Source organism: Streptomyces sp. NPDC034043, assembly GCF_055575675.1.
The window spans coordinates 187725-212463 of record NZ_JBVISF010000009.1 but is presented as its reverse complement, the minus strand read 5'-3'; the positions used below and the strand labels follow the sequence as shown (position 1 = coordinate 212463).

Genomic DNA, 24739 nt, shown 5'->3' with positions numbered 1-24739 from the left:
GGCAGCATGGGTGGTATGGCAACGAACACAGTGGGCGTCCCCCGCCAGGAGGGCCGCCCCCGCATCCGCCCCGAGGGCGAACCGGGCACCCCCCGCGGGCTGGCATGGCTGCTGGTGGTCACAGGGGCGGCCGGACTGCTCGCCTCCTGGGTGATCACCCTCGACAAGTTCCTCCTGCTGGAGGACCCGGACTTCAAGCCCGCCTGCAGCCTCAACCCCGTGGTGTCCTGCGGCAGCGTCATGCAGAGCGAGCAGGCCGCCGCCTTCGGCTTCCCCAACCCGATGCTCGGGCTGGCCGGTTACGCCGTGGTGGTCTGCGTCGGCGCCGGCCTGCTGGCCGGCACCCGCTACCGGGGCTGGTTCTGGCTGGGACTGAACGCCGGCGCGCTCTTCGGCACCGGCTTCTGCGCCTGGCTGATGGTCCAGTCGCTGTACGAGATCAACGCCCTGTGCCTGTGGTGCTGTCTGGCCTGGGTGGCGACCCTGCTGATGTTCTGGGCGGTCACCGCCCGCAACGTCCGCGCCGGGGACCTGCCCGCCCCCGGACCGCTGCGGGCCCTGTTCACCGATTTCGCCTGGGCGCCGCCCGCCCTGCACATCGGGGTGATCGGGATGCTGGTCCTGACGCGCTGGTGGGACTTCTGGACGGGCTGACGGGACCGGCGGCCGTACGCGTACGAGGGCCCCGGCGGCTGGACGCCGCCGGGGCCCTCGTCACTTCGCTCCTCGGGACCCGGGGGCCCTGGCCGGTGGGGGCCGAGCGGAGGGGTCAGCTGCCGACGGAGCCGTTGCCGGAGAGGACCGGGATGTTGCTCAGGATGTGGGAGAGCGGCTCGTCACCCTTGGCCTGGGTGGAGTTCTCGGTGCACTGCTGGTTCTGCGGGTTGGACAGGACGTTGATGTCCTGGACGCCGATGTTGAGCAGGGCGACGAGCGACTGGGCGTTGACCTTGACGGGCAGGCCGATGCAGGGCTTGTTGAGGGTGCCCTGGACCAGGCCGAGCTGGGGGCTCATGTCGCCGGTGGTCTTCTGGTTGCCGTAGATCTGCTGGGCGCCGTTGCCGTTGACGGTGTTGATCCCGTTGTCGTTGCCGATGGCCATGGCCGGAGCGGCGCCCGCGCCGACGGCGGCGGCGGTGACCGCAGCGGCGGCCATGATCTTCTTGAGCATCATTGATCCTTCATGTCGCACGAGTGCCCGCGAGTGGAGCGCCCTGGTCAACCCTTCCGCCGCGGGGTTGGTTCCGCTCCTTCACTCAAACGGCCCGTCCGGGGAGTGCTTTTCCCCAGTGCGGGTGAGGCCGCTCCGGACGTCTGCCCGAAGCCCGTACGCAGCCCCAGGGCCCGGGCGCCCCGTTCAAGATCGTGTTGCGCTCCGTAGAGGTCGTGCGCACGGTGGGTAAGGAATCGGATTGTTCCCGTCCGCTTTCGCGACCACCGAAGGAAGCCCCCATGCGCACGAAGCCGTCCCGCCTCCGCGTCCTCGTCCCCTCGGCCCTCGCCGTCGTCATACTGTCCGGCGCGGCCGCCCCCGCGGTGGCCGCCGACGGCGGCGGTGCGGCGGCGGCCCTGGAGAACCGGACGGCCGCGGTGCAGGAGCAGATCGAACGGATCGAGGAGATCGGGGCGGCGGCCCCCGGCCGCGCCGCGGCCGGCCCGATCGACGACCTCCTCGCGAGCCTCACCAAGACGCTCAACGACCTGCTGTCCTCCCTGACGGGCCTGCTGCCCGACGGGGTGAAGCTGCCGCCGATCGAGCTGCCGAAGATCCCCGAGATCAAGCTGCCGGAGCTGCCCGCGGGAGTGACCGTCCCACCGGTCACCCTCCCGGCCGTTCCGAAGCTGCCCGCCACTCCGGCGGTCCCCGCGCTGCCGGCGACCGGGGTGATCCCCGAACTGCCCGACATCCCGGATGTACCCGACATTCCCGTCCGTAGTTAGCGGGGTAGCGGAGCCCAAGGGGCGGCATGGTTACGACTATTGGGCCGAACAGGTCTGCTTCGGCCCGGATTCGGCTCGGAGCCGTGTCGTCCGGGAAGCTGGACCGTTTCGCTTCATGTGAGCCCCGGATCGGGGCAGGACATCGAAGAGAAGGTGCACTCCCCATGAACTCTGCTGCCAAGAAGGCCGCTGTGGCCCTGGCCTCCGCTGGTCTCGCCGTGGCCGGTGCCGCCGGCGCCGCCTCCGCCGACGCCTCGGCCGAGGGTGCGGCCGTGGGCTCCCCCGGTGTTCTCTCCGGCAACCTGGTTCAGGTTCCGGTTCACGTCCCGATCAACGTCTGCGGCAACTCCGTGGACATCATCGGCGTGCTGAACCCGGCGTTCGGCAACGTCTGCGTCAACGACTGACGTACGTACAGTCGGCACCACACGACTGTGGGCGCCTCCGGCATCGCCGGGGGCGCCCACAGTCGTTCCCGGGCTGCTCAGTTCTGGCCGCCGTTGAGCTGTACGCCGCCGAGCAGCGGGGAGACCTTGGTCGCGCCGTTCGCCAGCCCCAGTACCTCGCCGGGGGCGTTGTTGCGGAGCTTGTTGACGCCCTGGGCGGTCTGGAGGACGTTGCCGATGGCGTCGCCCTGCTCGGCGAGGGCCGCACCCACCGTCTCGGGGGCGGAGTCGACGACGGGCTCGACGGCGCTCAGCGTCGTGTTCCAGCCGGCCGGCAGGCTCATCGGGGGTCCGGCGGGCGCCTCCGCCGCGAAGGCGGGGGCCGCCGCTCCGAGCGCGGCGACGGAGCCGACGACGACAGCGGCGGCCTTGGAGAGCTTCATTATCGAAATCCTCTTCTTTTCGTGAACAGAGGTACCGGCGGCGACCGTCGCGCCGCTTTCGACCTGGCTAACGATTACCGGCGGCTACGGAAACGCCGACCCCGGGGAAAGACCGGTGCGCGGACGCACGGCAGCGGCCGGAGAAACCCGATGAAGGATTCTCCGGCCGATATTTATTCTGATTACCGGTATTCCCGGTCAGTTGATCCGGGACCTGCGGTACAGAATCGCGCCGCCGAGGACCAGGGCGGAGGCGAGGGCGGTCATGGCCGAGACCTCGCCCGCTCCGGTGGCCGCCAGCTGGGGCGCGCTCGCCCGGGCGGGCGCGGGAGCCGGCGGGGCCCACTCCGGGACGGGGGCCGGGGCCGGCGCCGGGGCGGGAGCCGGGGGCAGGTGGACCGGGAGGTCACCGGACGGGGCCGCGGGGGGCTGGTCCGCCGGCGGGAAGGCCTCCGGGGCGGGGAGCGGCTCGGGTGCGGGCCGCTCCGGCTGGCTGCCGTGCGGCGGACGCGGCGCCGGCATCTCCGCGGCGGGCGGCGCGGGCGCCGGGGCGGGGAGCGTGTGGGGCGGCTCCTCGGGCTGCGGGGCCTGCGGCGGGGGAGCCGGCGCGGGCGCGGGCTGGGGCGCGGGCTGCGGGGCCGGGAGCGGGACGGGCGCCGGGGCGGGGTGCTCCGCCTCGGGGGCCGGCTTCGGCTCGGGCTTCGGCTTCGGGTGCTGCGGGGCCGGGGCGGGCGGTGCCGGGTGGGGTGCCGGGTGCTCCGCGCGGGGTGGCTGCGGCGGGTGGTCGTCGCACTCCTCCTCGCCCTGGCCGGAGCCGCCGTGGCCGTTCTCGTGGCCACCCTGGTGCCGGGGCGGCGCGGGAGGCTCGTGGCGGGGCGCCCCGGGGCGCGGCGCGGCGTGCTTGGGGGCGTGCGCGCGGGGTCCCTCGTACGCCCGCTCCTCCTCGTGGCGCTGGCGGGGCAGCGCGTGCCGGCCGCCCCGGTGCTCCTCGAGGTAGCGCTCGAAGGCCTCGGCGTGCTCGGGGCTCAGGTAGCGCTCGTAGTCGTGCCCGGTGTCGTGGGCGGTGCGGGATCCGGTGGAGTTGACGCAGGTGTTCCCCATCGCGGGGTTGAGCGCCGCGGCCCCGTCCACGCTGTTGCCGCACAGGTTCGGTGTGACCGTGACCGGTACCGAGACGCTGTTGCCGGACAGCACACCCGGCGAATGCGAGGCCTCTGCCGTCGCCCCTGGATGTGCGCAGGCCACGCCGGTCGCGATCGACAGCAGACTCGAGGCGGCCGCGGCAGTGAGCACCCCCTTGCCCAGTACCTGTCGGCTCAGTACCTGTCGCATGGGTCCTTCCCTGTCTACCGGCGCGCGGGCCGGTGCTGAATCGAAGGTGGCCCCGGAGTGCACCGCCGTGCACTCCGAGGCCACCCCGAGGAGGTCTGCCCTTGCGGGCTCAGGCGCTTCGTCAGGCGCTTCGTCAGGCGTTGACGCAGGTGTTGCCGAAGGCCGGGTTCAGCAGCGCGATGATGTTGACCGTGTTGCCGCAGACGTTCACCGGGACGTGCACGGGGACCTGCACGAGGTTCCCGGACAGGACGCCGGGGGAGTCCTTGGCGACTCCGCTCGCGTCGGCGTCGGCCATGGCCGGGGAAGCGACACCGGCGGCCATCAGCGCACCGGCGGCCAGCACCACTGCCTTCTTGTGCTTCATTTCTTTTCGATCCTTCCCGCAGAGGTGTATCCACTGCATGAATAACAACGAGTGGGCCCGGGAAAAGAAACCGTGGATTTCGTGGGCCTGCCGGGCAATTCACTCCGGCGCCGCAGAAGGGTCGGCCGCTGAATTCCGAACCGCTTTTCCGGCAATTCCGGAAGGGTGTCGGAATGGTGTGTGCCCGGCATGCGGCGAGGCCGCCGCGCCCCGGGGGGTGCGACGGCCTCGCTCGGGGGTGCTGCGCGATCAGCTGCCGACGGAGGCGTTGCCGGAGAGGATCGGGATGTTCTCCAGGATGTGCGAGAGGGCCTCGTCGCCCTTGGCCTGGGTGGAGTTCTCGGTGCACTGCTGGTTCTGCGGGCTGGACAGGACCGGGATGTCCTGGACGCCGATGTTGACCAGCGCGAGGATCGACTGGGCGTTGACCTTGGCCGGGAGGGCGATGCAGGGCTTGTTGAAGGAGCCCTGGATCAGCGCCATCTGCGGGCTCATGTGGCCGTAGGTGGCCTGGTTGCCGTAGATCTGCGCGGAGTTGTTGCCGTTGACGGTGTTGATGCCGTTGTCGTTCCCGACCGCCATCGCCTGCGGGGCCATGGCGGCGCCGAGGCCCACGGTGGAGGCGGCAACCGCTGCGCCGGCCACAAGCTTCTTGATCATTATCGTCCCTTTTTTGCAGGATTGCCCGGTACTGGAGCACCCGGATCAACGGCCCCGCACCGGTGCGGGTTGCGTGGCTTCACCCGGATGCCGCCGTTTCGGGCCGCTCGGTTGACGTTCAGGCGTTCACGCAGGTGTTGCCGAAGGCCGGGTTGAGCAGCGCGATGACGTTGACGGTGTTGCCGCAGACGTTCACCGGGATGTGGACGGGGACCTGGACCAGGTTGCCGCTCAGGACGCCGGGGGAGCCGGCGGCGACGCCCTCCGCCGAGGCGCCGCCGTGCGCGGAGGCGAGGCCCGCGCCGCCCATCAGCATCGCCGCGCCCGCGACCGCCACGGTGCCGCCGCGCATCAGCCTCTTCTTCATCTCCGCATTTCCTTTCGGTTCGAGCGATGTGCACCGGCATAACGACCCGCCCGGGAAGAGGGTGCGTGCCATCGCCCAAAAGGCCGTACAAGCGAGTCCGACGTGATTTCCAGCCCGATTTCTGACAAAGTTCACTCCTGTTTTGTTCCCTTGATCGAAAATGGAGACAGGTCATGGGTTCCTCCCGCAGAATCCTCGGCACGCTCGGCTTGCTGTCCTGCCTCACACTTTCCGCACACGTGCCCGTGGCGGACGCCGCTGTGGCCGCCGGGGCGCGCGAATCGCCCCGGGTGCCCTTCACCCAGCGCTACCAGGCCGTCCAGCACGGCGGGCTGGTCAGGGCCTCCAACTCCGCCATCAGCTGCCGCCGCGAGGAGAGCGAGCAGGCCGAGCCGTGCGCCGAGGTCAAGAAGGGCGCGGCCGGGGTCAACGGCGACTTCGAGATGTTCTACGACGAGGTCGACAAGGACCCGGACACCTACAACTCCACCCGGGCCGAGCTCAAGGTCCCGCAGGGCGCGAAGGTCTCGTACGCCCGTCTGTACTGGGGCGGCAATCTGCGGGTGGGGGAACAGAAGCCGCCGGAGGACAACGGCCGGGTGCTGGTCGCCGAGCCCGGGGGCGCGTACCGGGCGGTGCTGGCGGACACCGTGATCGGGCACCACACCGACCAGGGCAGCGACGCCTACCAGGCCTCGGCCGACATCACCCCGATGGTGCGCAAGGGCGGGGCGGGGATGTGGACCGTGGCCCAGCTCAACGTCGCCATGGGCCACTCCGACGTGGGTGCCTGGGGCGGCTGGACGCTGGTGGTCGCGTACGAGCACCCCCAGGAGCCGCTGCGCCGGATCTCGGTGTGGGACGGCTTCGAGTCGCTGGCGGCCGGGGCCGGCGAGGCCGCGGGGGAGACGGTGGAGGTCACCGGTCTGGACGTGGCGCCCGGCGCCTCCGGGAAGGCCGGGGTCGTCGCGTACGACGGGGACCGGGGAACCCTCGGGGACTCACTCACCGTGACCGCGGACAGTGGCCGCCGGGTCAACGTCACCGATGCGGAAAATCCTTTTAATGATGTTATGAATTCCACCATCACGGAATTCGGACGTCACTCGTTCGTGCGACAGCCCGAACATATGAATAATCTCGGATATGACGCGGACGTGTTCGACCTGAGTCCCGCCCTGTCCGGTGGCGCCCGCAGCCTGAACTTCCGGTTCGCGGGCGAAAGCCAAGGTCAATTCCTCGGTGTGCTCTTCGTTCAGACAGACGCGCGCCGCTGAACGCAGGAGACCACTCCCCGTGCGTAAAAACCCCTCGCCGGGCCCGTCACCAGCCGGTTCCGGTTCCTCCTTCACCGTCCTCCACCTCGTCCAGCCCGTCGACGGGGGCGTCGCCCGCGTCGTCACCGACCTCGTACGGGCGCAGACCGCCGCGGGACTGCGCGTCCTCGTCGGCTGTCCGCGCGGCGGCCGGCTCACCGACGACGCCCGCGACGCCGGCGCCGAGGTGCACGCCTGGCGCGCCGGGCGCGCCCCCGGCCCCGCGCTGCCCGTCGAAGTCCTCGGCGCCGCCCGGCTGATCCGCACCCTGCGCCCCGACCTCCTGCACGCCCACAGCGCCAAGGCGGGTCTCGCCGCACGGCTCGCCGTACGCGGCTCCGTGCCGACCGTGTTCCAGCCCCACGCCTGGTCCTTCGACGCCGTCGGCGGCGCCACCGCCGCCCTCGCGCTGCGCTGGGAACGGGCCGGCGCACGCTGGGCCGACCGGGTGCTCTGCGTCAGCGAAGCCGAACGCCGCGCCGGCGCGTCCGAAGGCATCACCGCCCGCTGGTCGGTGATCCGCAACGGCGTCGACCTCGCCCACTTCCGCCCGCCCCGCGGGCCCGACGGGGGCCGCGCCGAGGCCCGGGCCGCACTCCGGCTGCCCGACGAGGGGCCGCTCGCCGTCTGCGTCGGCCGGCTCTGCCCCCAGAAGGGCCAGGACATCCTGCTCCAGGCCTGGCCGGAGGTGCTGGGCACCGTCCCCGGCGCCCGCCTCGCCCTCGTCGGCGACGGCCCCGACGCCGAGCGGCTGCGCCGCACCGCACCCCCCGGCGTCCACTTCGCCGGAGCCGTCGCGGACATCCGACCGTGGCTTCGCGCCGCCGATCTCGTTGTACTGCCGTCGCGGTGGGAAGGCATGGCGCTCGCCCCGCTCGAAGCCATGGCCTGTGGCCGCCCGGTCCTGGTCTCCGACGTCAGCGGTGCCCGGGAAAGCCTGCCGTCCGGCCAGGGACGGCTCTGTCTGGTGCCGCCGGAGGACCCGACGGCGCTGGCCAAGGCCCTGGGACGGCTGCTCGCCGAACCGCGGCTGCTCACCGAACTCGGGGAGCAGGCCCAGCAGCACGCCCGGACGGAGTTCGACGTGCGGCGGACCTCGGACGCGGTCACCGGCCTGTACCACGAACTGCTGGGCAGGCCCCGGCCCTTGAACCAGGAGCGCATCAGCCGATGACGATGGACAGCGCACCCGCCCGGCACACCGGGCAGGGCGGCACGGGGCACGCCGGCGGCAGCGCCTTCGCCCCCGCGGCTCCCGCCGAAACCCGCCGTGCCGTGACCGCCATCCACCCCCCGCGCGGGCCCCGCGCCGACCGGGCCCGCGCCGCCGTCCGGCCCCAGCGGGCCCGCCGCCGCGACACCGTCGCCGCGCTGCTCACCGCCGACGCGCTGGCCGCCGCCGTCACCGCGACCGCCCTGCCCGCCGGCACCGTGCCCCCCGAGGCCGCGCTGCCCGCCGCCGCCCTGCTCACCGCCCTGCACGCGCAGGCCGGGCTGTACCGGCCCCGCCTCGCCCCCTCCGCGCTGCGCGACGCGCCCGCGCTGGCCGGACGGGCCGCCGTGCTCTGGTGCGGGGCCGGCGCCGTGCTCGCCGCCGTCGCACCGCAACGCGCCCTCGACTGGGGCGTGCTGCTCGGCGCCGTCTGCGTCCAGGTCGTACTCGCCTGCGCCGGACGCGGATTCGTCAACCAGCTCCGCCGCCGCGCCGCCGTACGGAGGCCCGTCTCGGCGCTCGTCGTCGGCACCGGCGAGGGCACCGGCGCCATCACCGCCGCCCTGCACAGCCGCCCCGAATACGGACTGCGCCCCGTCGGGATCGCCGACACCGCCGCCCCCGCCGGCGGCGACGGCGGCGGCCCGCTCCCCGTACTCACCACCCACGAGGACATCCGGCGCGCCGTCATCCAGAACTCCGTCCGGCACGCCGTCTTCACCCGTCCCCCGGAGGCCGACGAACGCACCGCCTCCCTCGTCCGGCTCTTCCACGACCACGGCTGCCGGCTCTGGCTCGCCGACCCGGCCGGAACCGCCAAGGTCACCGGCATGCGCGTCGCGCAGCCCGCCGACCAGCTGTGGGGGTACGCCGTACAGCCGCTGCTGCCACGCCCCTCCCGGCCGCTGGAACGGGCCGTGAAGCGGGCCGTCGACTCCTGCCTCGCGGCCCTCGCGCTGCTCGCCGCCGCCCCCGTGATGGGTGCCTGCGCCCTCGCCGTACGGCTCTCCGACGGACCGGGGGTGATCTTCCGGCAGGAGCGGGTCGGCCTCTACGGACGGCCCTTCACCCTGCTCAAGTTCCGCACCCTGCGCGCCGACGAACACGAGTCCGCCACCCGCTGGACCGTCGCCGGGGACCGCCGGATGAGCCCGGTCGGCTCCTTCCTGCGCAAGTCCTCGCTGGACGAGCTGCCGCAGCTGTGGAACGTCGTACGGGGTGACATGAGCCTGGTCGGCCCGCGCCCCGAACGGCCCTTCTTCGTCGCCAAGTTCAGCACCGTCCACCCCGGCTACGAGGCCCGCCACCGGATGCCCGTCGGCATCACCGGACTCGCCCAGATCAACGGGCTGCGCGGCGACACCTCCATCGAGGACCGGGCCCGCTTCGACAACCACTACATCGACACGTGGTCGCTGTGGCAGGACCTGTGGATCCTGGCCCGCACCGCGGCCTCCTTCTTCCGCTTCCGGCTGGGAGGGAGCTGAGCATGAGCCTCGCCGCGTCCGCTCCCCCCCGCCCCCTCGACACCGGCCCGCTGCGCCGGCACTGGCCGCTGCTGCCGCTCGCCGCGACGGTCCTCTTCCTCCTCGCCCCGCTCCCCGCCGGCGACGCGACCGCCTCCGGGAAGGTCGGCCCCGCCGACGCCGCCTCCCTGCTGCTCGTCCTCGTCTGCGCCGTCCAGGCCCTGCGCGGCCGGGTGCGGACCCTGACCCCGCTCGGCGTCCTCGTGCTCGGCGCCCCGGGCGTCGGGCTCGCGGTCGCCACGGTGACCGCCGGGGACCCGTACGCCGCCCTGCCCGGGTTCGTGCGCTACCTCCAGGTCTTCGTCCTGGTCCCGGCGGCCGTGGTGCTGCTGGTGCGCGACGCCCGGGAGTTCCGGATCACCGCCGGGTGCTTCGTCGTGCTGGCGCTGGTCCAGGGAGCGGTCGGGGTCGTGCAGTACGCCACCCACACCGGGGCCTCGTACCAGGGCGAGGACGTCCGCGCCGTGGGCACCTTCGGCCCCGGCGACGTGATGGGCATGGCCACCGTCGTCGCGTACGGGCTGGTCGTCGCCACCGCCGCCGCGCTCGCCCCCGGACTGCCCCGGCGGGTCCGCCGGATCGCCGGGGGCTGCGCCCTGGCACTGGTCCTGCCGCTGGTGCTGTCCTTCAGCCGGGGCGCCTGGATCGCCACCCTCGGCGCGGCGGTGCTGGTGATGGCCATGGCCGGGATCCGGCGGGCCCTGCGGGTGCTGGTGGCGCTGTCCGCGCTGGGCGTGGTCCTCGTCGGCGGGCTCGGAGTCGGCTCCGAGATGGTCGCGGAGCGGCTGACCTCGATCACCCAGGTGTCCAGCGCCCCCGACCAGTCGGTGACCGACCGGTACACGATGTGGGCCGCCGCCGAGTCCATGTGGCGGGAACGCCCCGCGGTGGGGGTGGGCCTCAAGGGCTTCCCCGCGCACCGCGACGGACACTCCTCGCTCGGACTGTCCTCCGGCAGCCACACCGCGGGCGCCGGACAGGCCTTCATCAAGCAGCCGCTGCTGTCCCCGCACAACATGTACCTCCTCATCCTCAGCGAACAGGGTCTGACCGGGCTGCTCGCGCTGGCGGGCGGCTGGGCCGCGCTCCTGGTCGCGGGGCTGCGGCGGTGCGCGGTGGGGGGCGACCGCACGGTCCGGGACTGCGGGCTGATCGCGACCGGGCTGCTCGTGTGGCAGCTGACCGACTTCCTGTACGCGGACATCGGCGGCCCGTCGACCGTGCTGACCGGCGTGATCATCGGACTCGCGGCGTGGTGGGCCCTGCCCTCCGGGGCACGCGCGGACGGCCCCGTCGCCGGGCCCGGCCCGCGGGCCGTCGAGGGGCCGGCCGCCCGGTGACCGACACGACGCCCTGGCGGCGGCCCGCGGCCGCGGCGACCGAAGTCGCCGCGGCCGCGGGCTCCACGGCTGCCCCGGGCACCGCCGCGGCCGCACCACCGGCCGGGTGGGGCCGCACCCGGCCCGACCCGGACCCGGCCCCCGGCCAGGGCGGCGCCGGGGTCAGCGGCGCCGGTGTGACCGGTGCGGGCGGCCCTGCGGGCGGGCGGACGCGCCGGGCCGCCGCAGCGGTGACGGGCGGCCGGCCCGGCTCCGGCGGCCCGGACGCGGCAGCGGGGCGGCGCCAGGACGGACCCGGGAACGGCGCTCCCCTCGGACGGTTCCTCGCCAAGGCCGCCGCCGTCACCGCCGGACTGACCGCGGCCGGAGCCGTGTTCGGACTCGTACGGGACCAGACCATCGCCCACCTCTTCGGAGCCGGGCACGACAGCGACGCCTTCCTGATCGCCTGGACCGTGCCCGAGATGGCCTCGACCCTCCTCATCGAGGACGCCATGGCCCTGCTGATGGTGCCCGCCTTCAGCCACGCCCTCGCCCGCCGGGCCGCCAGCCGGGCCGGGCTCACCCGCATGGAGGCCCGCGCCGCCGACCCCGTACGGCTCCTCGTCGGGGCGACCCTGCCCCGGCTCGTCGTGTTCCTCGCCGCCGTGGCCTCCGTGCTCGTCGTGGCCGCGCCGCTCGTCGTCGCCGTCCTCGCACCCGGCCTGCCCGACCCCGGACTCGCCGTCCAGTGCACCCGCATGACCGCCCTCACCGTCGTCACCTTCGGCATCGCCGGGTACTTCAGCGCCGCCCTGCGCGCCCACCGCTCGTTCCTGCCGCCCGCCGCGATCTACGTCTCGTACAACGTCGGGATCATCGGCACCATGATCGCCCTCCACGCCCTGTGGGGGGTGCGGGCCGCCGCCGCCGGGGTCGCCGCCGGCGGAGCGCTGATGGTCCTCGTCCAGCTCCCCGCCTTCATCCGCAACGTGGGCTTCGCCCCCAGCCGCGCCAAGGGCGCCCCGCGCAGCCAGCGCGCCCGCGACCGGCCCACCCTCATCGCCTTCGGCGTCATCGCCCCCGTGATCTTCTTCGCGGTGTTCCGGCAGTCCCAGGTACTCGTCGAACGCTTCCTCGCCGCCTCCCTGCCGCCCGGCGCCATCTCACACCTCAACTACGCGCAGAAGGTCGCGCAGATGCCGATGGTGCTGTCCCTGATGATCTGCACCGTCACCTTCCCCGTGGTCGCCCAGGCCATGGCCGGCGGGGAACGCGAGAAGGCCCGCCGCAGGGTCGAACAGGACCTCGCCCTGGCCTCCCTCGCCGTCCTCATGGGCACCGCCCTCGTCATCGGCTACGCCCCGCAGATCATCCACGTCCTCTTCGAACGCGGGGCCTTCACCCACCAGGACACCCTCGCCACCGCCTCCGCCATGCGGGTCTACGGCATCGGCCTGCTCGGCCACTGCCTCGTCGGCGCCCTGTCCCGGCCCTTCTTCTCCACCACCCGGCCCATCTGGTTCCCCGCGCTCGCGATGGGCACCGGACTCCTCGTCAACATCGTCGCCGGAGCCCTCGCCGTCCGCTGGTGGGGCACCCACGGCATCGCCGCCGCCAACGCCGCCGGCATCTCCACCACCGCCGCCCTGCTCCTCACCGGCCTCGGCTCCCGCATCATCGCCATCCAGGTCCGCCGGGTCGCCGTCAGCATCGGCCGCCTCACCGTCGCGGCCGCCGCCGCCTGCGGCACCGGCTGGCTCGCCGGCCCGATGATCGCCGACCCGCTGCTCAGCGCCGCACTCGGCTGCCTGCTCGTCCCCGCCATGTTCGGAGCCACCGGAATGGCCATACGGGCGCTGGAGATCACCGCCCTGCCCGGCCAGCTCGCCCAGCTCGGCTCCCACACCGCCGCCCGGATCACCCGGCTCACCCAGAGGTTCCGCAATGTCCGCTGACACCGACACGGCCGCCGCCGTGACGGACCCCGCCCGCCGGGGCACATCCCCGTGGGTCCTGATGTACCACTCGGTCGCCGAGTTCACCGACCCCGCCGAGGACCCGTACGGGATCACCGTCACCCCGGCCGCCCTGGAGACCCAGCTGCTGTGGCTGCGCGCCCGGAAGCTGCGCGGCGTCGGTGTCGGCGAGCTGCTGCGCGCCCGCGCCGCCGGACGCGGCCGCGGGCTCGTCGGGCTCACCTTCGACGACGGCTACACCGACTTCCTGACCCGCGCCCTGCCCCTGCTGCGCAGCTACGACTGCACGGCCACCCTGTTCGTGCTGCCGGGACGGCTCGGCGTCGACAACGTGTGGGACCCGCTCGGCCCCCGCAAGCCGCTGCTCACCGCCGAGCAGATCCGCGAAGCCGCCGCCGCGGGACAGGAGATCGGCTCGCACGGCCTGCTCCACCAGGACCTCACCGCCGCCCCCGACGACGTCCTCCAGCAGGAGCTGCGCGGCAGCCGCGACCTGCTGCGCGAACTCACCGGCACGCTGCCCGAGGGGTTCTGCTACCCGTACGGGCACCTCGACGCCCGCGTCGTCGAAGCCACCCGCGCGGCCGGCTACGACTACGCCTGCGCGATCTCCCCCGGCCGGCTCGAGGGCCGCCACGCCCTGCCGCGCACCCACGTCAGCCAGGCCGACGGACCCGCGCGGCTGCGCGTCAAGCAGCTGCGGCACCAGGCACGGGAGCTGCGCAGGAGGGTGCTGCGGTGAAGGACGTCAAGGCCCTGCACATCATCACCGGGCTCGGCGTCGGCGGCGCCGAGCAGCAACTGCGCTTGCTGCTGCGGCACATGCCGATGCCCTGCGACGTCCTGACGCTGACCAACCCCGGAGCCGTCGCCGAGGGGCTGCGGGCCGACGGCGTCCGGGTCGTGCACCTGGGCATGCGCGGCAACCGCGACCTGGGCGCACTGCCCAGGCTGGCGCGGTTCGTCCGCCGCGGCCGCTACGACCTGGTCCACACCCACCTGTACCGGGCCTGCGTGTACGGGCGCCTCGCGGCCCGGCTCGCCGGGGTCCGCGCCACGGTGGCCACCGAACACTCCCTCGGCGAGGGCGAGATCGAGGGCCGGCCGCTGACCGGCGGGGTGCGGGCCCTGTACCTGGCGAGCGAACGGCTCGGCGCGGCCACCGTCGCCGTGTCCGACACCGTCGCCGCCCGGCTGGAGGGGTGGGGGGTGCCCGCCGCCCGGGTGCACGTGGTCCCGAACGGGATCGAGGCCGCCCGCTTCCGCTTCGACGAGCGCGTACGCCGCGCCGCCCGGACCCGGACCGGGCTGCCGGAACGCGCCTTCGTGGTGGGCGGGGTCGGGCGGCTGGTCCCGGGCAAGCGGTTCGACGTACTCGTCAGGGCCGTCGCGGCACTTCCCGGCGCTCACCTGCTGCTGGCCGGGGACGGCCCCGAGCGGGCCGCGCTGCGGCTGCTCGCCGCCGAACTGGGCGCCCAGAGCCGGATCCACCTGCTCGGCGAGCGGGACCCGCTCGGCGACAGCCCCGACGGGCGCACCCCCGGGATCCCCGCCCTGCTGGCCGCCATGGACGTCTTCGTCTCCCCGTCGCGGGAGGAGGCGTTCGGGCTCGCCGTCGTCGAGGCGCTGGCCGCCGGGCTGCCCGTGCTGCACGTGACCTGCCCCGCCATCGACGACCTCCCCGCCGCGCAGGCCCCGGGGGCCCGGCGGATCGGCACCGGCACGGAGGAACTGGCCGCCGCCCTGCGCGGGCACATGGAGGCGGGCGCGCGCCGGCTCCCGCCGCCCCCGGTGGTGCGCCGGTACGACATCACGCGCACCGCCCGCCGGCTGCTGGACGTGTACGACCTCGCGCTGGCCGCGCCGGGGCGGGACGCCGGGCGCGGGCGGGACGGCGGGCCGGTGCGGGACGCCGCGCCGGTGCCGGGCGCCGGGCCGGTCCTGGACGGCGCGCCGGTGCCGGACGGCGATGACGGCCTCCGGGCCGCCGGTTCCGCCGTGGCCGTGCCCGGCCCCGCGCCGCAGACACCCGGCGGGCCCGCCGCCGCGCCGGGCGGCAACGGCTGACCCCGATCCACCCACCCCGGCCGGGGGACCGGCCGGGACCGAACGCCCCCCTCCACCCAGGAAGGCACCGCACATGGCCGACACCGCCGACCAGAAGAAGTCCGCCCACCGCTCCGGGAAGAAGCGCCGGCTCCCGCTGCCGCCGCCCGCCTGGTGGCCACTGCCCGCCTGCGCCCTGCTCGGTCTGGCCGCCGGCGGCGCGTACGGGGTGCTCAAGGCCCCCGAGTACGCCGCCACCAGCTACGTCGTGGCCGTCCCGAACGAGACCACCGAGCCCGCCACCGCCCTCGGCTTCGCCCAGGCCTACGGCAGGATCGCGACCAGCACCTCCACCCTCGCCTACGCCCAGCCCCGCGCCGGCATCGCCGCCCGGCAGCTGCGCACCCAGGTCCGCGCCGAGACCTCCCCCGACTCGCCGATGATCGCCATCACCGGCACCTCCACGAGCCCCTCCGAGGCCGCCGACATCGCCAACGCCGTCGCCGACGCCCTCTCGCTGAGCAGCAACCAGGCCGCGAAGAACACCGGGGTGCAGCTGCTGCTGTTCAACCAGGCCGTCGCCCCCAGCGACCCGGCTTCCCCGTCCGCCCCCGTCAGCGGCGCCGTCGGACTGTGCGCGGGAGGTCTCCTCGGCGGGCTGTGGCTGCTGGCGCGTCCGGCCCGCCGCAAGGAGCGCGAGGGAAGCCCGGTGGTGGAGGAGTACCCCTCGCTGCCCGCCCAGGGCGAGCACTCCGAGGCCAAGGAGAAGGAGCCCGTGCGATGACGGGGGGCTCCGCCGGGGCGCTGACGGTGACGCTGTGCCGGGACTCCCGGCAGTTCGCCGCGCTGGAGGAGCCCTGGAACCGGCTCGTCCGGAACTGCCCCACCGCCACCCCCTTCCAGAGCCATGCCTGGCTGCACTCCTGGTGGCTGTCGTACGGGAAGGACGGCCGGCTCCGGGTCCTGCTCGTCCGGCGCGGCGAGGAACTGGTCGGTGCGGCCGCGCTGATGCTCGTACACCGGCCGCTGCCGCGGCTGGTCCCGCTCGGCGGCCCGATCACCGACTACTTCGACGTGCTCGTCTCCGCCGAGTACGCCGACCAGGTCGTGCCCGCCCTGGCCCACGGGCTGCACCGGGCCGCCCGCGCGGCCGTCGTCGACCTGCGCGAGGTACGCCCCGGGGGCGCCGCCGAGGCCGTGTACGCGGCGTGGCCCGGGGTGAGCGGCAAGGTTCCCGACTCCACCTGCATGGAGCTGCCCGCGCTGCCCTTCGACCAGCTCGTCAAGCGGATGCCGGCCTCCGGGGCGCAGCGGGTGCGGGCCAAGCTGCGCAAGACCGACGCCGCGGGGATCGAGGAGCACGAGGTCACCGAGCAGGAGGTGCCGCAGGCCGTACGCACCCTGCTGCGGCTCCACGAGAAGCAGTGGCGGGGACGCGGGGTGACCCCCGAGCACCTGCGGCCCCGTTTCGCCGAGCACCTGACCCGGGCCACCCGGCGGATGGTGCGGGCGGGGGAGGGCAGGCTCACCGAGTTCCGGCTGGACGGCAAGGTGGTGGCGGCCAACGTCACGCTGCTGTCGGCCGCGCTGAGCGGCGGCTACCTGTACGGCGCCGATCCGGACCTGCGCGAGCGCAAGGTGGACGTCGCGACGCTGCTGCTGCGCCACGAGACGGGCCGGGCCCTGGCGGAGGGCCGGCCGGTGGTGAGCTTCTTGCGCGGCAACGAACCGTACAAGAACCACTGGCGGCCCGAGACGGTGGTCAACCAGCGCCTGCTGCTGGCCACGCACGCGCTCGCGCCCCTGCTGCGGCTGCACGAGTCGCAGATCACGGGGCGCGAGCGGGCGGTGGACGCGCTGCGCGAGGCGCTGCCGGCCGCCCGGGACTGGCGGGCGCGGCTGAACGAACTGCGGGTGCGATGACCCGTCTAGAAGGGCCAGAAGCCGGAGTCCTCGCCCCAGTCGAAGCGGAAGCAGAACGACTGGTTGCCGACGATGGAGTTCAGCCAGTCGCCGAAGGTGAGCGGGAGGCACCACTCCCTGCTGTCGTTGGGCTGGGGCTTCGGCTGGGGCTTCGGCTCGGGCTTCGGCTCGGGCTTCGGCTCGGGCTTCGGCTCGGGCTTGGGGACCTCCGGCTTGGGGACGTCCGGCTTGGGCGCGGGCGGCCGGGTGGGCTGGGGGCTCGGCGTCGGGTCCGGCGGCACGGGCACCGAGACCCCCGGGGACGGCTCCGGGTCGGTCGACGGGACCGTGACGTCGGGCTTGGGGACGTCCGGGCTGGGGACGTCCGGTGTGGGGAACTGTGGGGTCGGGACCTGCGGGGTCGGCACGACCGGTGTGGGGACCACGGGCGTGGGGACCACGGGTGTGGGGACGACCGGCGTCGGGACCGCCGGGGTGGGGATCGCGGGCGTCGGCTCGGACGGCTTGTGCTCGCCCATCGCCTCACGGAAGACCTTCGCCGACCGCGGGTTGTCCTTGCACCGCCAGACGCCGTGCGGACAGTAGTCGGTGATGGTGTGGTAGAGCGGTCCGTGCTGGTCGATCCACTTCAGCATCTGCCGGATGTACTCCGCGTTGTCGCCGTTGCGGAACAGCCCCCACTCCGGGTACGAGATCTGCTTGCCGTGTGCTTTCGCGAAGTCGACGTGCTGCTGGAGCCCGTACGGCTGGCGGACGTGCTCCTCGAAGGTCCGTCCCGGACCCTGGTCGTACGAATCCATGCCGATGACGTCGACCACGTCGTCGCCCGGGTAGCACTTGGTCCAGCCGATCGCGTCCGTCCCCCGGTTGGGGGCGAAATCGAACTTGAACTCCTGTCCGGGGACGGAGCGCATCGCGTTGACGACGCGCCTCCAGTACGCCTTCCAGTTCTGCGGGTCCGGCGCGCAGCGGTGGGTGTACGTGGTGCCGTTCATCTCCCAGCCGAGCACGATCACCGTGTCCTGCGCGCCCAGGGACACCAGCCGTTCGGCGAGCTTGCGGAAGTGCCGGTCGTACTGGCCCTCCGCGCCGGCCCGGATCAGCTGGGCCACCTGCCAGTCGGGCACCCGGTCCTCGTTGCGGGCCTGCATGGGCACGTTGAGGACGAACATCCGGTCGTCGTCGCCCCGGCGCCACTCGGCCCAGTCCGCGAGGAAGTCGACGTCGCCCTCGATGCCGGACCACTGGTCACCGGGGAGGTAGGTGTGCCCGACCCGGATCTCCCTGCCGCCCAGCCAGTGCGACAGGTAGGGGATCCGGGCAACCCCGGGCGGCCCGTAGCCGAGGTAGGCGCCCATGGCGGAGCCGGACCCCCTGGGCGGGTCGTCGTCGGGGGCCGCGAGGGCGGCGCCGGTGGCGAGCAGCCCGGCCGTGACCGTACCGACGCAGGTGCTCACCAGGCGGTGGGGTGGTCTGGGCATGGCGTCTCCCGAGCTTTCGCGAACCGGTGTGCTTGTAAAAGACGTTAGGCATCACATCTGACGAATGCCCTGTCCGGTGGCCACCGGGTAGGCCATTCGCAGCTGCGCATCCACTCCGCTTGGTCCGACTAGGTGAAAGACACCGTTCCCATGTACGCGTTCGACGGTCATGTGCCCGCTGTTCTGCTCAGACTCGATCGGAATCCGTTCCACCACGGAACCCTGGGCGCCGTCAGATCCCTCGGACGCAAGGGCGTGGAGGTCCATGCCGTCGTCGAGGAAGGGGGAGGTCCCGTGGGGCGTTCGCGCTATCTGCGCGCCGTGCACGCCGGTCCTGCCGGCGGACTGGACCCGGAGGCGCCCGAGGCGCTGCTGGAGTGCCTGGCCGGGGTGTCGGAGCGGATCGGGCGGCCGGCGGTGCTCGTGGCCATGGACGACATCAGCGCGATCGCCGTGTCCCGGCTCGCCCCGATGCTGACGGACCGTTTCCGGATTCCCCATCAGCCCGACGGCCTGCCCGCCCTGGTGGCGGACAAGGCGGAGCTGTCGCGGCTGTGCGCCCGCTGGGACGTCCCCCACCCGGAGACCGTGGTCCCGGCGAGCGGTGACGAGGCGGCGCGGGCCGCCTGGCGGCTCGGGCTGCCGGTGGTGGCGAAGTGGAGCCGGCCGTGGCTGCTGCCCGCCGGCGCCGGGCTGCGGAGCACCACGCTCCTCAACACCGCCGCCGACGCGGGCCGGTTGTTCGAACGCTCCGCCGAGGCCGGTAGCCGGCTGCTGCTCCAGCGGTTCCTGCCCGCGGGGCCGGACACCGACTGGTTCTTCCATGGAGCCTTCGCCCGGGGCGGACGGCTGCTGCTCGCCGGGTCGGGCCGCAAGGAGCTGTCCTGGCCGGTGCGGACCGGGCTGACGGCGGTGGGGCGCTGGCTGCCGGACCCGGCGGTGGAGGAGTCCGCGCTGCGGCTCGCCGAACGGCTCGGCTACCACGGGATCCTGGACCTCGACTTCCGCCGCGACGAGTGCGGAACCTTCCGGCTGGTGGACTTCAATCCGCGCCCCGGCGCGCAGTTCAGGCTGTTCGCCGACGACTCGGGCCTGGACGTGGTCCAGGCCATGTACCTCGACCTGACGGGCCAGCGGGTGCCGGAGGCGACGGGCGGGCCCGGACGGGTCTTCGTCGCGGAGAACTACGCCCTGCTGGCCGCCGTACGGGGCCGCTCGCTGCCCCGCCGCACCCCCGCCCCGGGGCCGGGGTCGGGGACGGCCGGTGCGGGGGCGGCCGCGAGGCCCGGCCCGGTGCGGGTGCTGCCGCGGGGGGAGCGGGGACGGGTGGAGGCGGCCTGGTTCGCCTCCGACGACCCGTGGCCGTTCCTGGCGATGCTCGCCGCCTTCCTGGGACGCGGCTTCGGCAAGGGGGCCGGCGCCCTGCGCAGGGTGCCCGTGCAGGGGCGGCGTACGGCCCGCGCGGCGCGGACGCCACGTCAGCGCGGCGGCGAACGGACGGAGCTGCGGCCGCAGACCCCCGAACCGGCCGCCGGCCAGGCCCCGCCGGGCGCCTCGGCGGAGCCGGACGAGCTGGTGACGCGGTGAGACGGGCGGCACGGTCGACGGTGACCCGGTCGGCGTGGGCGCGGTGCGGGGTGAGCGGGTGACCCGGCGCGCCTGACTGATCGCCTGCCGGGGGCCGGCAGCCCGGTGGATGCCGGGCGGGTGGCCCGGTGGCGCGGTGAGCGGGGGTCGGTGACGCCGTGACATGTGACGCGGTGTGGTGGTCCGGCTATCCGGTGGTCCGGCGATCCGGTGGTCCGGCGATCCGATGGTCCGGCGATGTGGTGATGCGGTGAGCCGGCGGCGTCGTGACCGCGGCCGGGTGAGTTTTCGGGTGACTCGTTGACGATCTGGTGGGAGGAGTGGCCGTGAGGCGGACGGACGATCTCGTGGTGGTCGGCGCTGGCCCGTACGGGCTGTCGATCGCCGCGCACGCGGCGGCGGCCGGGCTCGGGGTACGGGTGCTGGGCCGGCCCATGGCGTCCTGGCGCGACCACATGCCCGAGGGCATGTACCTGAAATCGGAGCCCTGGTCCTCCAACCTCGCCGCGCCCGGCGGCCGCTACACCCTGGCCGAGTACTGCGCCACCCGCGGCCTGACCGCCGAGCACGGCAGCCCTTTGCCGATCGGCACCTTCACCGCGTACGGACTCTGGTTCGCCCGGCACGCGGGCCTGCCGGAGGTGGAGGAGGCCACCGTCACCGAGGTCACCCCGCAGGGCGACGGCTTCCTCGTCCGCACCGCCGACGGGCCGCCGCTGCTCGCCCGTACGGTGGCCCTGGCCGTCGGGGTGATGCCCTTCACGCGCTACCCCGCGGCGCTGGCCGAGCTCCCCCCGGGCCACTACTCGCACAGCAGCGACCACCACGACCTGTCCCGCTTCGCCGGGCGCGAGGTGGCCGTCCTGGGGGCCGGGCAGGCCGCGCTGGAGACGGCCGCGCTGCTCGCCGAGGCGGGGGCCCGGCCGTGCGTGGTGGCCCGGCGGTCCCAGCTGAACTGGAACACCGTCCCGCAGCCGCTGGAGCGGCCGCCGCTGCGGGCCCTGCGCGCCCCGCACAGCGGCCTCGGCACCGGATGGCACAGCTGGGTGTGGTCGGAGCTGCCGTGGGCGGTGCGGCGGCTGCCCGCGCCGACGCGCGCGCGGATCGCCGCCACGGCGCTGGGGCCCGCCGGAGCGTGGTGGCTGCGGGACCGCTTCGAGCGGCGGGTGCCCACGCTGATGGGACACCGGCTGAGCCGGGCCGTGGCGGTGGGCGGCCGTACCCGGCTCGGGCTGACCACGACGGCCGGGGAGTCCGTCGTACTGGACACCTCCCACGTCATCGCGGCGACCGGGTTCGCCCCGCGGCTGGACCGGCTGGAACTGCTCGACGCGCGCCTGCGGGCCGCGCTGGCCACCGTGGGAGACAGCGGCACCCCGGAGGTGAGCGCGGGCTTCGAGTCCTCCTGGCCGGGGCTGTTCTTCGCGGGGCTGCTGACGGCTCCCTCATTCGGACCTTCCATGCGATTCGTGCACGGTGCGGGGTTCACGGCGGGGAGACTGGTGAAGGGAGTCCGCAAGCGCCTCGGCGCGCGGGGTCCGCTGCCGGGCGCGTCCGGCGCAGCCCGGCCGGTCCGGGCAGCCGCCGGGGGACCGGAGACGTATCTACGCTGAGATCCACCTGAGAGGGGTCCGCGATGGACGCGGAGCGAGCACAGGGAGGCCGTGGCTGGGTGCGCATCCCGGCCAGCCGCGGGGAGCAGCCGTCGGCCCGGGCGACCGCGGGCACACCGCCCCGGACGGCCGCCGGCACACCGTACGGATGGCGGTCCCCCGGACCCTTCGGGGCCGGCGACCAGCCCTCGATCTACCTCTCCCTCGTCAAGCGCTGGCGGGAGGCCGGACGGACCCTTCCGGGGCATCCTGACGAGGAGTGGGAGCGGCTCATCTCCCAGCCGTGCTGGCCAGGCCGTTAGGTGGTGTGTCTCTCGTGGCAGCGGCGGAGCGCGACGGACCGGAGCGGAGTGCTCCAAGCCCGGTGACCGGGCCGGGGGAGCGGCTCGCGCTCAACGGCATGGGCAGCTTCGAGTGGGACCTGGACGCGGGCACCCTCACCCTGGACGAGGCAGGCCTGGCCGTCTTCGACCTGGAGGCGGCGGAGTTCGACCACACCCCCGCGGGCCTCGGCGCACGGATCCCGTCCGACGACGCGGCCCGGCTCTCGGAGACCGTGACGGGCGTGCTGGAGTCCGGCGGATCCACGTACGGCTCGTACTTCACGGTGCGCCGGCGCGACGGCCGCGACCAGTGGACCCACACCACGGGCCGGGTGCTGCGCGACGCGAACGGCCGGCCCGAACGGATCGCGGGCATCGTCCGGGACGCCACGGCCGAGCTCGCGCACGCGACGGTGCTGCGGAAGCTGGAGAACGCCCGCACCCAGCAGGCCGCCATCGTGCAGCGCACCACGGAGGCCCTGTCGCGGGCGGTGACCGTCGACGACGTGACGGCCGCCCTGACCGGCGCGGGCGCACTCGAACGGCTCGGGGCGGACGGGCTGGCCCTGGGCCTCGTCGAGAACGGCGCCATCAAGATCATCGCGCTGAGCGGGGAAACCCTGGAGATCCTCAGCGAGCGCAAGTTCACCCGACTGGACGGATCACTGCCGCTCTCGCAGGCCGTCCTCAGCAGGCAGGCGCGCTTCGTCACCTCGCTGACCGAACTCGCCGGCGAGTTCCCGCTGCTCGCCGACTACCTGAACCGCATCCGCTACGACGCGGCCGCCTACCTGCCCCTGATCGCCCAGGCCAAGGCCATCGGCGGACTCGTGCTCTTCTACCGCCGGCGCACCGAGTTCAGCCCGGAGGAACGCAACCTGTGCCTGGGCCTGGCCGGCATCGTCGCCCAGTCCCTCCAGCGGGCGCTCCTCTTCGACCAGGAACGCGAATTCGCCACCGGCCTCCAGGCCGCCATGCTGCCCCGACGCATCCCCGAGATCACCGGCGGCGAGATCGCCGTCCGCTACCACTCCGCGTGGAGCGGACGCGAGGTCGGCGGCGACTGGTACGACGTCATCGCCCTGCCCCGCGACCGCGTCGGCATCGTCGTCGGCGACGTACAGGGCCACGACACGCACGCCGCCGCCATCATGGGCCAGCTGCGCATCGCGCTGCGCGCCTACGCGGGCGAGGGCCACCCCCCGTCCACCGTGCTCGTGCGGGCCTCCCGCTTCCTCGCCGAACTGGACACCGAACGCTTCGCCACCTGCATGTACGCCCAGGTCGACCTGGAGACCGGAGGCGTACGGGCCGTCCGCGCGGGCCACATCGGCCCGCTGATCCGGCACACGGACGGGCGTACCGGCTGGCCCAACGTACGGGGCGGACTGCCGCTCGGACTGGCCTCCGTCTTCGAGCAGGAGGACTTCCCCGAGACCCGCCTCGACCTGGTGCCCGGCGAGACGCTCGTGCTGTGCACCGACGGGCTCGTGGAGGAACCGGGCACCCCCATCACGGCCGGCATGGACGCCCTGGCCCACGCCGTCCGCTCCGGCCCCCAGGGCGCCGGAGCCCTCGCCGACCACCTCTCCGACCGGCTCTGGGAACGCTGGGGCTCCGGGGACGACGTCGCCCTGCTGGTACTGCGCCGCGCCCCGGACCCCGGCACCCACCGGGCGCCGCGCATCCACCAGTACGTCCACCAGGCCGACCCCGAGGGGCTGTCCGAGGCCCGCTACGCCCTGCGGCAGGCCCTGCGTGACTGGGGGATGCCCGAACTCGCCGACGACGTCGAGCTGGCGGCGGGGGAGCTGCTGGTCAACGCCCTCCTGCACACCGACGGCGGGGCGGTGCTGACCATGGAGGTGCTGCCCGAGCCCGTGCGGCGGATCCGGCTGTGGGTCAAGGACCGCTCCAGCGTGTGGCCGCGCAGGCGCACTCCGGGCGAGGCGGCCACCACCGGGCGCGGGCTGCTGCTGGTGGACGCGCTGGCCACGCACTGGGGGGTGGAGTCCCGGGGCGACGGGAAGGCCGTCTGGTGCGAGTTCGATGCCGGGGGCACCCCGCGCGGCACGGTGTGACCGACTGGTCACACCGGGTTGCGGGGTGCCGGGGGCGGGGTGATGATGCGGCCATGGAACGGATGCTGGATCTTCGGGACGTGCCGGTTATCCGGGGCTTCCCCCCGCCTGAGGGAGTACGGTGCGCCGCCTGACCAGGGGCGCGGTCACCGGCGCCGTGGCGGCGCTGGCGGTCCTGCTGCTGGCGGCCGGGGGCCGGACGGCCGTCGACTGGGCGGCCGGGCGGGCGCATACGGACCCCGAATGCAGGACGGTCGCGTTCATGTCGATGACGGGCGCCGTGCCCGAGTGCCGGTAGCGGCGGCTACCGGACCACCTGCGGCGCCGGCCCCGCTCCCTGCCTGCCCCTGCCTGCTCTCTACCGGTCTCCGATGACCTCGATGACTTGGATGTCCTTGCTGTCCTGCGCGACCGTGTCGATGGCGCGCGGCATCAGGCCCGAGAAGTGGATCTCCTGGAGTTCCGCGACGGCCGTGGCACGGCCCGGGTGGATGCCGCCCGTCAGGGGGCTGCCGGCCACCCACGCGTGTTCGGCACCGTCGCAGACGACCTCGCCCGCGCCGATGCTCAGGCGGGATCCGTCCTGGATGACGGTCGCCTTGATCTGCATCGCCCCCGAGGGTGAAGCGACCTCGCAGCGATAGGTCCCGGAAAGGGTGACGGAACCGTCCCCGGCGATATGGGCCTCCGGCCGTACGGAAATCGCCTGGTCGAAAACGGTGGCGTGGGCGGCGGTCGTGAACAGGGCCGTCGCGGCCAGGGCGGAGAAGGCCCCGAGGGTCGTTCGGCGGGCGGGGGTACGCATTTTTCCTCCAGTGGGTGCGGGTGGCGGGATT

General features: G+C 74.1%; 24 protein-coding genes. 16 read left to right on the top strand and 8 right to left on the bottom strand.

Annotation, left to right across the window (positions count from 1 at the left end):
* The first annotated feature begins 15 nt into the window (after positions 1-15).
* Positions 16-654, top strand: a complete 639-nt coding sequence (locus ACZ51S_RS22555; protein ID WP_468961801.1) for a vitamin K epoxide reductase family protein — start codon at positions 16-18, stop codon at positions 652-654.
* 115 nt (positions 655-769) lie between these two features.
* Here ACZ51S_RS22555 and ACZ51S_RS22550 read toward each other — a convergent pair whose 3' ends face one another.
* A complete protein-coding gene (locus ACZ51S_RS22550) occupies positions 770-1171 on the bottom strand; it encodes a rodlin (RefSeq protein ID WP_468476706.1) in 402 nt (133 codons plus the stop codon).
* A gap of 281 nt (positions 1172-1452) precedes the next feature.
* On the opposite strand from ACZ51S_RS22550, the gene ACZ51S_RS22545 reads away from it, so the two are divergent.
* Together ACZ51S_RS22545 and ACZ51S_RS22540 are read left to right on the top strand one after the other, a co-directional pair.
* Positions 1453-1941, top strand: a complete 489-nt coding sequence (locus tag ACZ51S_RS22545) for a hypothetical protein (RefSeq protein ID WP_468803567.1) — start codon at positions 1453-1455, stop codon at positions 1939-1941.
* Positions 1942-2105: 164 nt separating this feature from the next.
* The gene (locus ACZ51S_RS22540; protein ID WP_388939362.1) at positions 2106-2348 is read left to right on the top strand and encodes a chaplin; all 243 of its coding nucleotides are present in this window, start codon (positions 2106-2108) and stop codon (positions 2346-2348) included.
* Between the two features lie 77 nt (positions 2349-2425).
* Here ACZ51S_RS22540 and ACZ51S_RS22535 read toward each other — a convergent pair whose 3' ends face one another.
* From ACZ51S_RS22535 to ACZ51S_RS22515, 5 genes are all read right to left on the bottom strand, one after another.
* The gene (locus tag ACZ51S_RS22535) at positions 2426-2770 is read right to left on the bottom strand and encodes a hypothetical protein (protein WP_468476704.1); all 345 of its coding nucleotides are present in this window, start codon (positions 2768-2770) and stop codon (positions 2426-2428) included.
* A gap of 198 nt (positions 2771-2968) precedes the next feature.
* Positions 2969-4102 (bottom strand): chaplin, encoded by a 1134-nt coding sequence (locus tag ACZ51S_RS22530; protein WP_468961799.1) that lies wholly within the window; start codon positions 4100-4102, stop codon positions 2969-2971.
* Positions 4103-4235: 133 nt separating this feature from the next.
* Complete coding sequence (locus ACZ51S_RS22525) at positions 4236-4469, bottom strand: chaplin (RefSeq protein ID WP_468476702.1); 234 nt, start codon at positions 4467-4469, stop codon at positions 4236-4238.
* A gap of 249 nt (positions 4470-4718) precedes the next feature.
* Entirely contained in the window at positions 4719-5129 is a 411-nt protein-coding gene (locus ACZ51S_RS22520) for a rodlin (protein WP_468476701.1), read from the bottom strand.
* Between the two features lie 118 nt (positions 5130-5247).
* Positions 5248-5496 (bottom strand): chaplin, encoded by a 249-nt coding sequence (locus ACZ51S_RS22515; protein WP_468476700.1) that lies wholly within the window; start codon positions 5494-5496, stop codon positions 5248-5250.
* Positions 5497-5669: 173 nt separating this feature from the next.
* On the opposite strand from ACZ51S_RS22515, the gene ACZ51S_RS22510 reads away from it, so the two are divergent.
* The 9 genes from ACZ51S_RS22510 to ACZ51S_RS22470 all read left to right on the top strand — a co-directional run bounded on the left by ACZ51S_RS22510 (position 5670) and on the right by ACZ51S_RS22470 (position 16818).
* Positions 5670-6773, top strand: a complete 1104-nt coding sequence (locus ACZ51S_RS22510; RefSeq protein WP_468803574.1) for a DUF3344 domain-containing protein — start codon at positions 5670-5672, stop codon at positions 6771-6773.
* A 19-nt stretch (positions 6774-6792) separates the two neighbouring features.
* The gene (locus tag ACZ51S_RS22505; RefSeq protein ID WP_468476698.1) at positions 6793-7986 is read left to right on the top strand and encodes a glycosyltransferase; all 1194 of its coding nucleotides are present in this window, start codon (positions 6793-6795) and stop codon (positions 7984-7986) included.
* Complete coding sequence (locus tag ACZ51S_RS22500) at positions 7983-9512, top strand: exopolysaccharide biosynthesis polyprenyl glycosylphosphotransferase (protein ID WP_468476697.1); 1530 nt, start codon at positions 7983-7985, stop codon at positions 9510-9512. The genes ACZ51S_RS22505 and ACZ51S_RS22500 overlap by 4 nt, the downstream gene beginning before the upstream one ends.
* Positions 9513-9514: 2 nt before the next feature.
* Positions 9515-10891, top strand: a complete 1377-nt coding sequence (locus ACZ51S_RS22495) for an O-antigen ligase family protein (RefSeq protein ID WP_468476696.1) — start codon at positions 9515-9517, stop codon at positions 10889-10891.
* A 176-nt stretch (positions 10892-11067) separates the two neighbouring features.
* Positions 11068-12828, top strand: coding sequence for a murein biosynthesis integral membrane protein MurJ (murJ, locus tag ACZ51S_RS22490; RefSeq protein ID WP_468803618.1), 1761 nt, complete (start codon positions 11068-11070; stop codon positions 12826-12828).
* A complete protein-coding gene (locus tag ACZ51S_RS22485) occupies positions 12818-13591 on the top strand; it encodes a polysaccharide deacetylase family protein (protein ID WP_468476695.1) in 774 nt (257 codons plus the stop codon). The genes murJ and ACZ51S_RS22485 overlap by 11 nt, the downstream gene beginning before the upstream one ends.
* On the top strand, positions 13588-14916 hold the full coding sequence (locus ACZ51S_RS22480) for a glycosyltransferase (RefSeq protein WP_468886350.1): 1329 nt from the start codon (positions 13588-13590) through the stop codon (positions 14914-14916). The genes ACZ51S_RS22485 and ACZ51S_RS22480 overlap by 4 nt, the downstream gene beginning before the upstream one ends.
* Positions 14917-14989: 73 nt before the next feature.
* Positions 14990-15679 (top strand): YveK family protein, encoded by a 690-nt coding sequence (locus ACZ51S_RS22475; protein ID WP_468803583.1) that lies wholly within the window; start codon positions 14990-14992, stop codon positions 15677-15679.
* The gene (locus ACZ51S_RS22470; protein WP_468476692.1) at positions 15676-16818 is read left to right on the top strand and encodes a GNAT family N-acetyltransferase; all 1143 of its coding nucleotides are present in this window, start codon (positions 15676-15678) and stop codon (positions 16816-16818) included. Before ACZ51S_RS22475 ends, ACZ51S_RS22470 begins: the two co-directional genes overlap by 4 nt.
* A gap of 5 nt (positions 16819-16823) precedes the next feature.
* Here the strand turns inward: ACZ51S_RS22470 and ACZ51S_RS22465 are convergent, their stop codons facing one another.
* Positions 16824-18299 (bottom strand): glycoside hydrolase family 26 protein, encoded by a 1476-nt coding sequence (locus tag ACZ51S_RS22465; RefSeq protein WP_468961797.1) that lies wholly within the window; start codon positions 18297-18299, stop codon positions 16824-16826.
* A gap of 294 nt (positions 18300-18593) precedes the next feature.
* On the opposite strand from ACZ51S_RS22465, the gene ACZ51S_RS22460 reads away from it, so the two are divergent.
* The 4 genes from ACZ51S_RS22460 to ACZ51S_RS22445 all read left to right on the top strand — a co-directional run bounded on the left by ACZ51S_RS22460 (position 18594) and on the right by ACZ51S_RS22445 (position 24201).
* On the top strand, positions 18594-19886 hold the full coding sequence (locus tag ACZ51S_RS22460; RefSeq protein WP_468961795.1) for a carboxylate--amine ligase: 1293 nt from the start codon (positions 18594-18596) through the stop codon (positions 19884-19886).
* Positions 19887-20212: 326 nt separating this feature from the next.
* Entirely contained in the window at positions 20213-21499 is a 1287-nt protein-coding gene (locus tag ACZ51S_RS22455; RefSeq protein ID WP_468803587.1) for an NAD(P)-binding domain-containing protein, read from the top strand.
* 316 nt (positions 21500-21815) lie between these two features.
* Positions 21816-23903 carry a SpoIIE family protein phosphatase gene (locus ACZ51S_RS22450; RefSeq protein ID WP_468476725.1) on the top strand — a complete coding sequence of 696 codons (2088 nt, stop codon included), beginning with the start codon at positions 21816-21818 and terminating at the stop codon, positions 23901-23903.
* A 121-nt stretch (positions 23904-24024) separates the two neighbouring features.
* The gene (locus ACZ51S_RS22445; protein ID WP_388939335.1) at positions 24025-24201 is read left to right on the top strand and encodes a hypothetical protein; all 177 of its coding nucleotides are present in this window, start codon (positions 24025-24027) and stop codon (positions 24199-24201) included.
* Positions 24202-24261: 60 nt separating this feature from the next.
* On the opposite strand, the gene ACZ51S_RS22440 is transcribed toward ACZ51S_RS22445, so the two are convergent.
* Positions 24262-24708 carry a DUF6299 family protein gene (locus ACZ51S_RS22440; protein ID WP_468803588.1) on the bottom strand — a complete coding sequence of 149 codons (447 nt, stop codon included), beginning with the start codon at positions 24706-24708 and terminating at the stop codon, positions 24262-24264.
* Between the last annotated feature and the right edge of the window lie 31 nt (positions 24709-24739).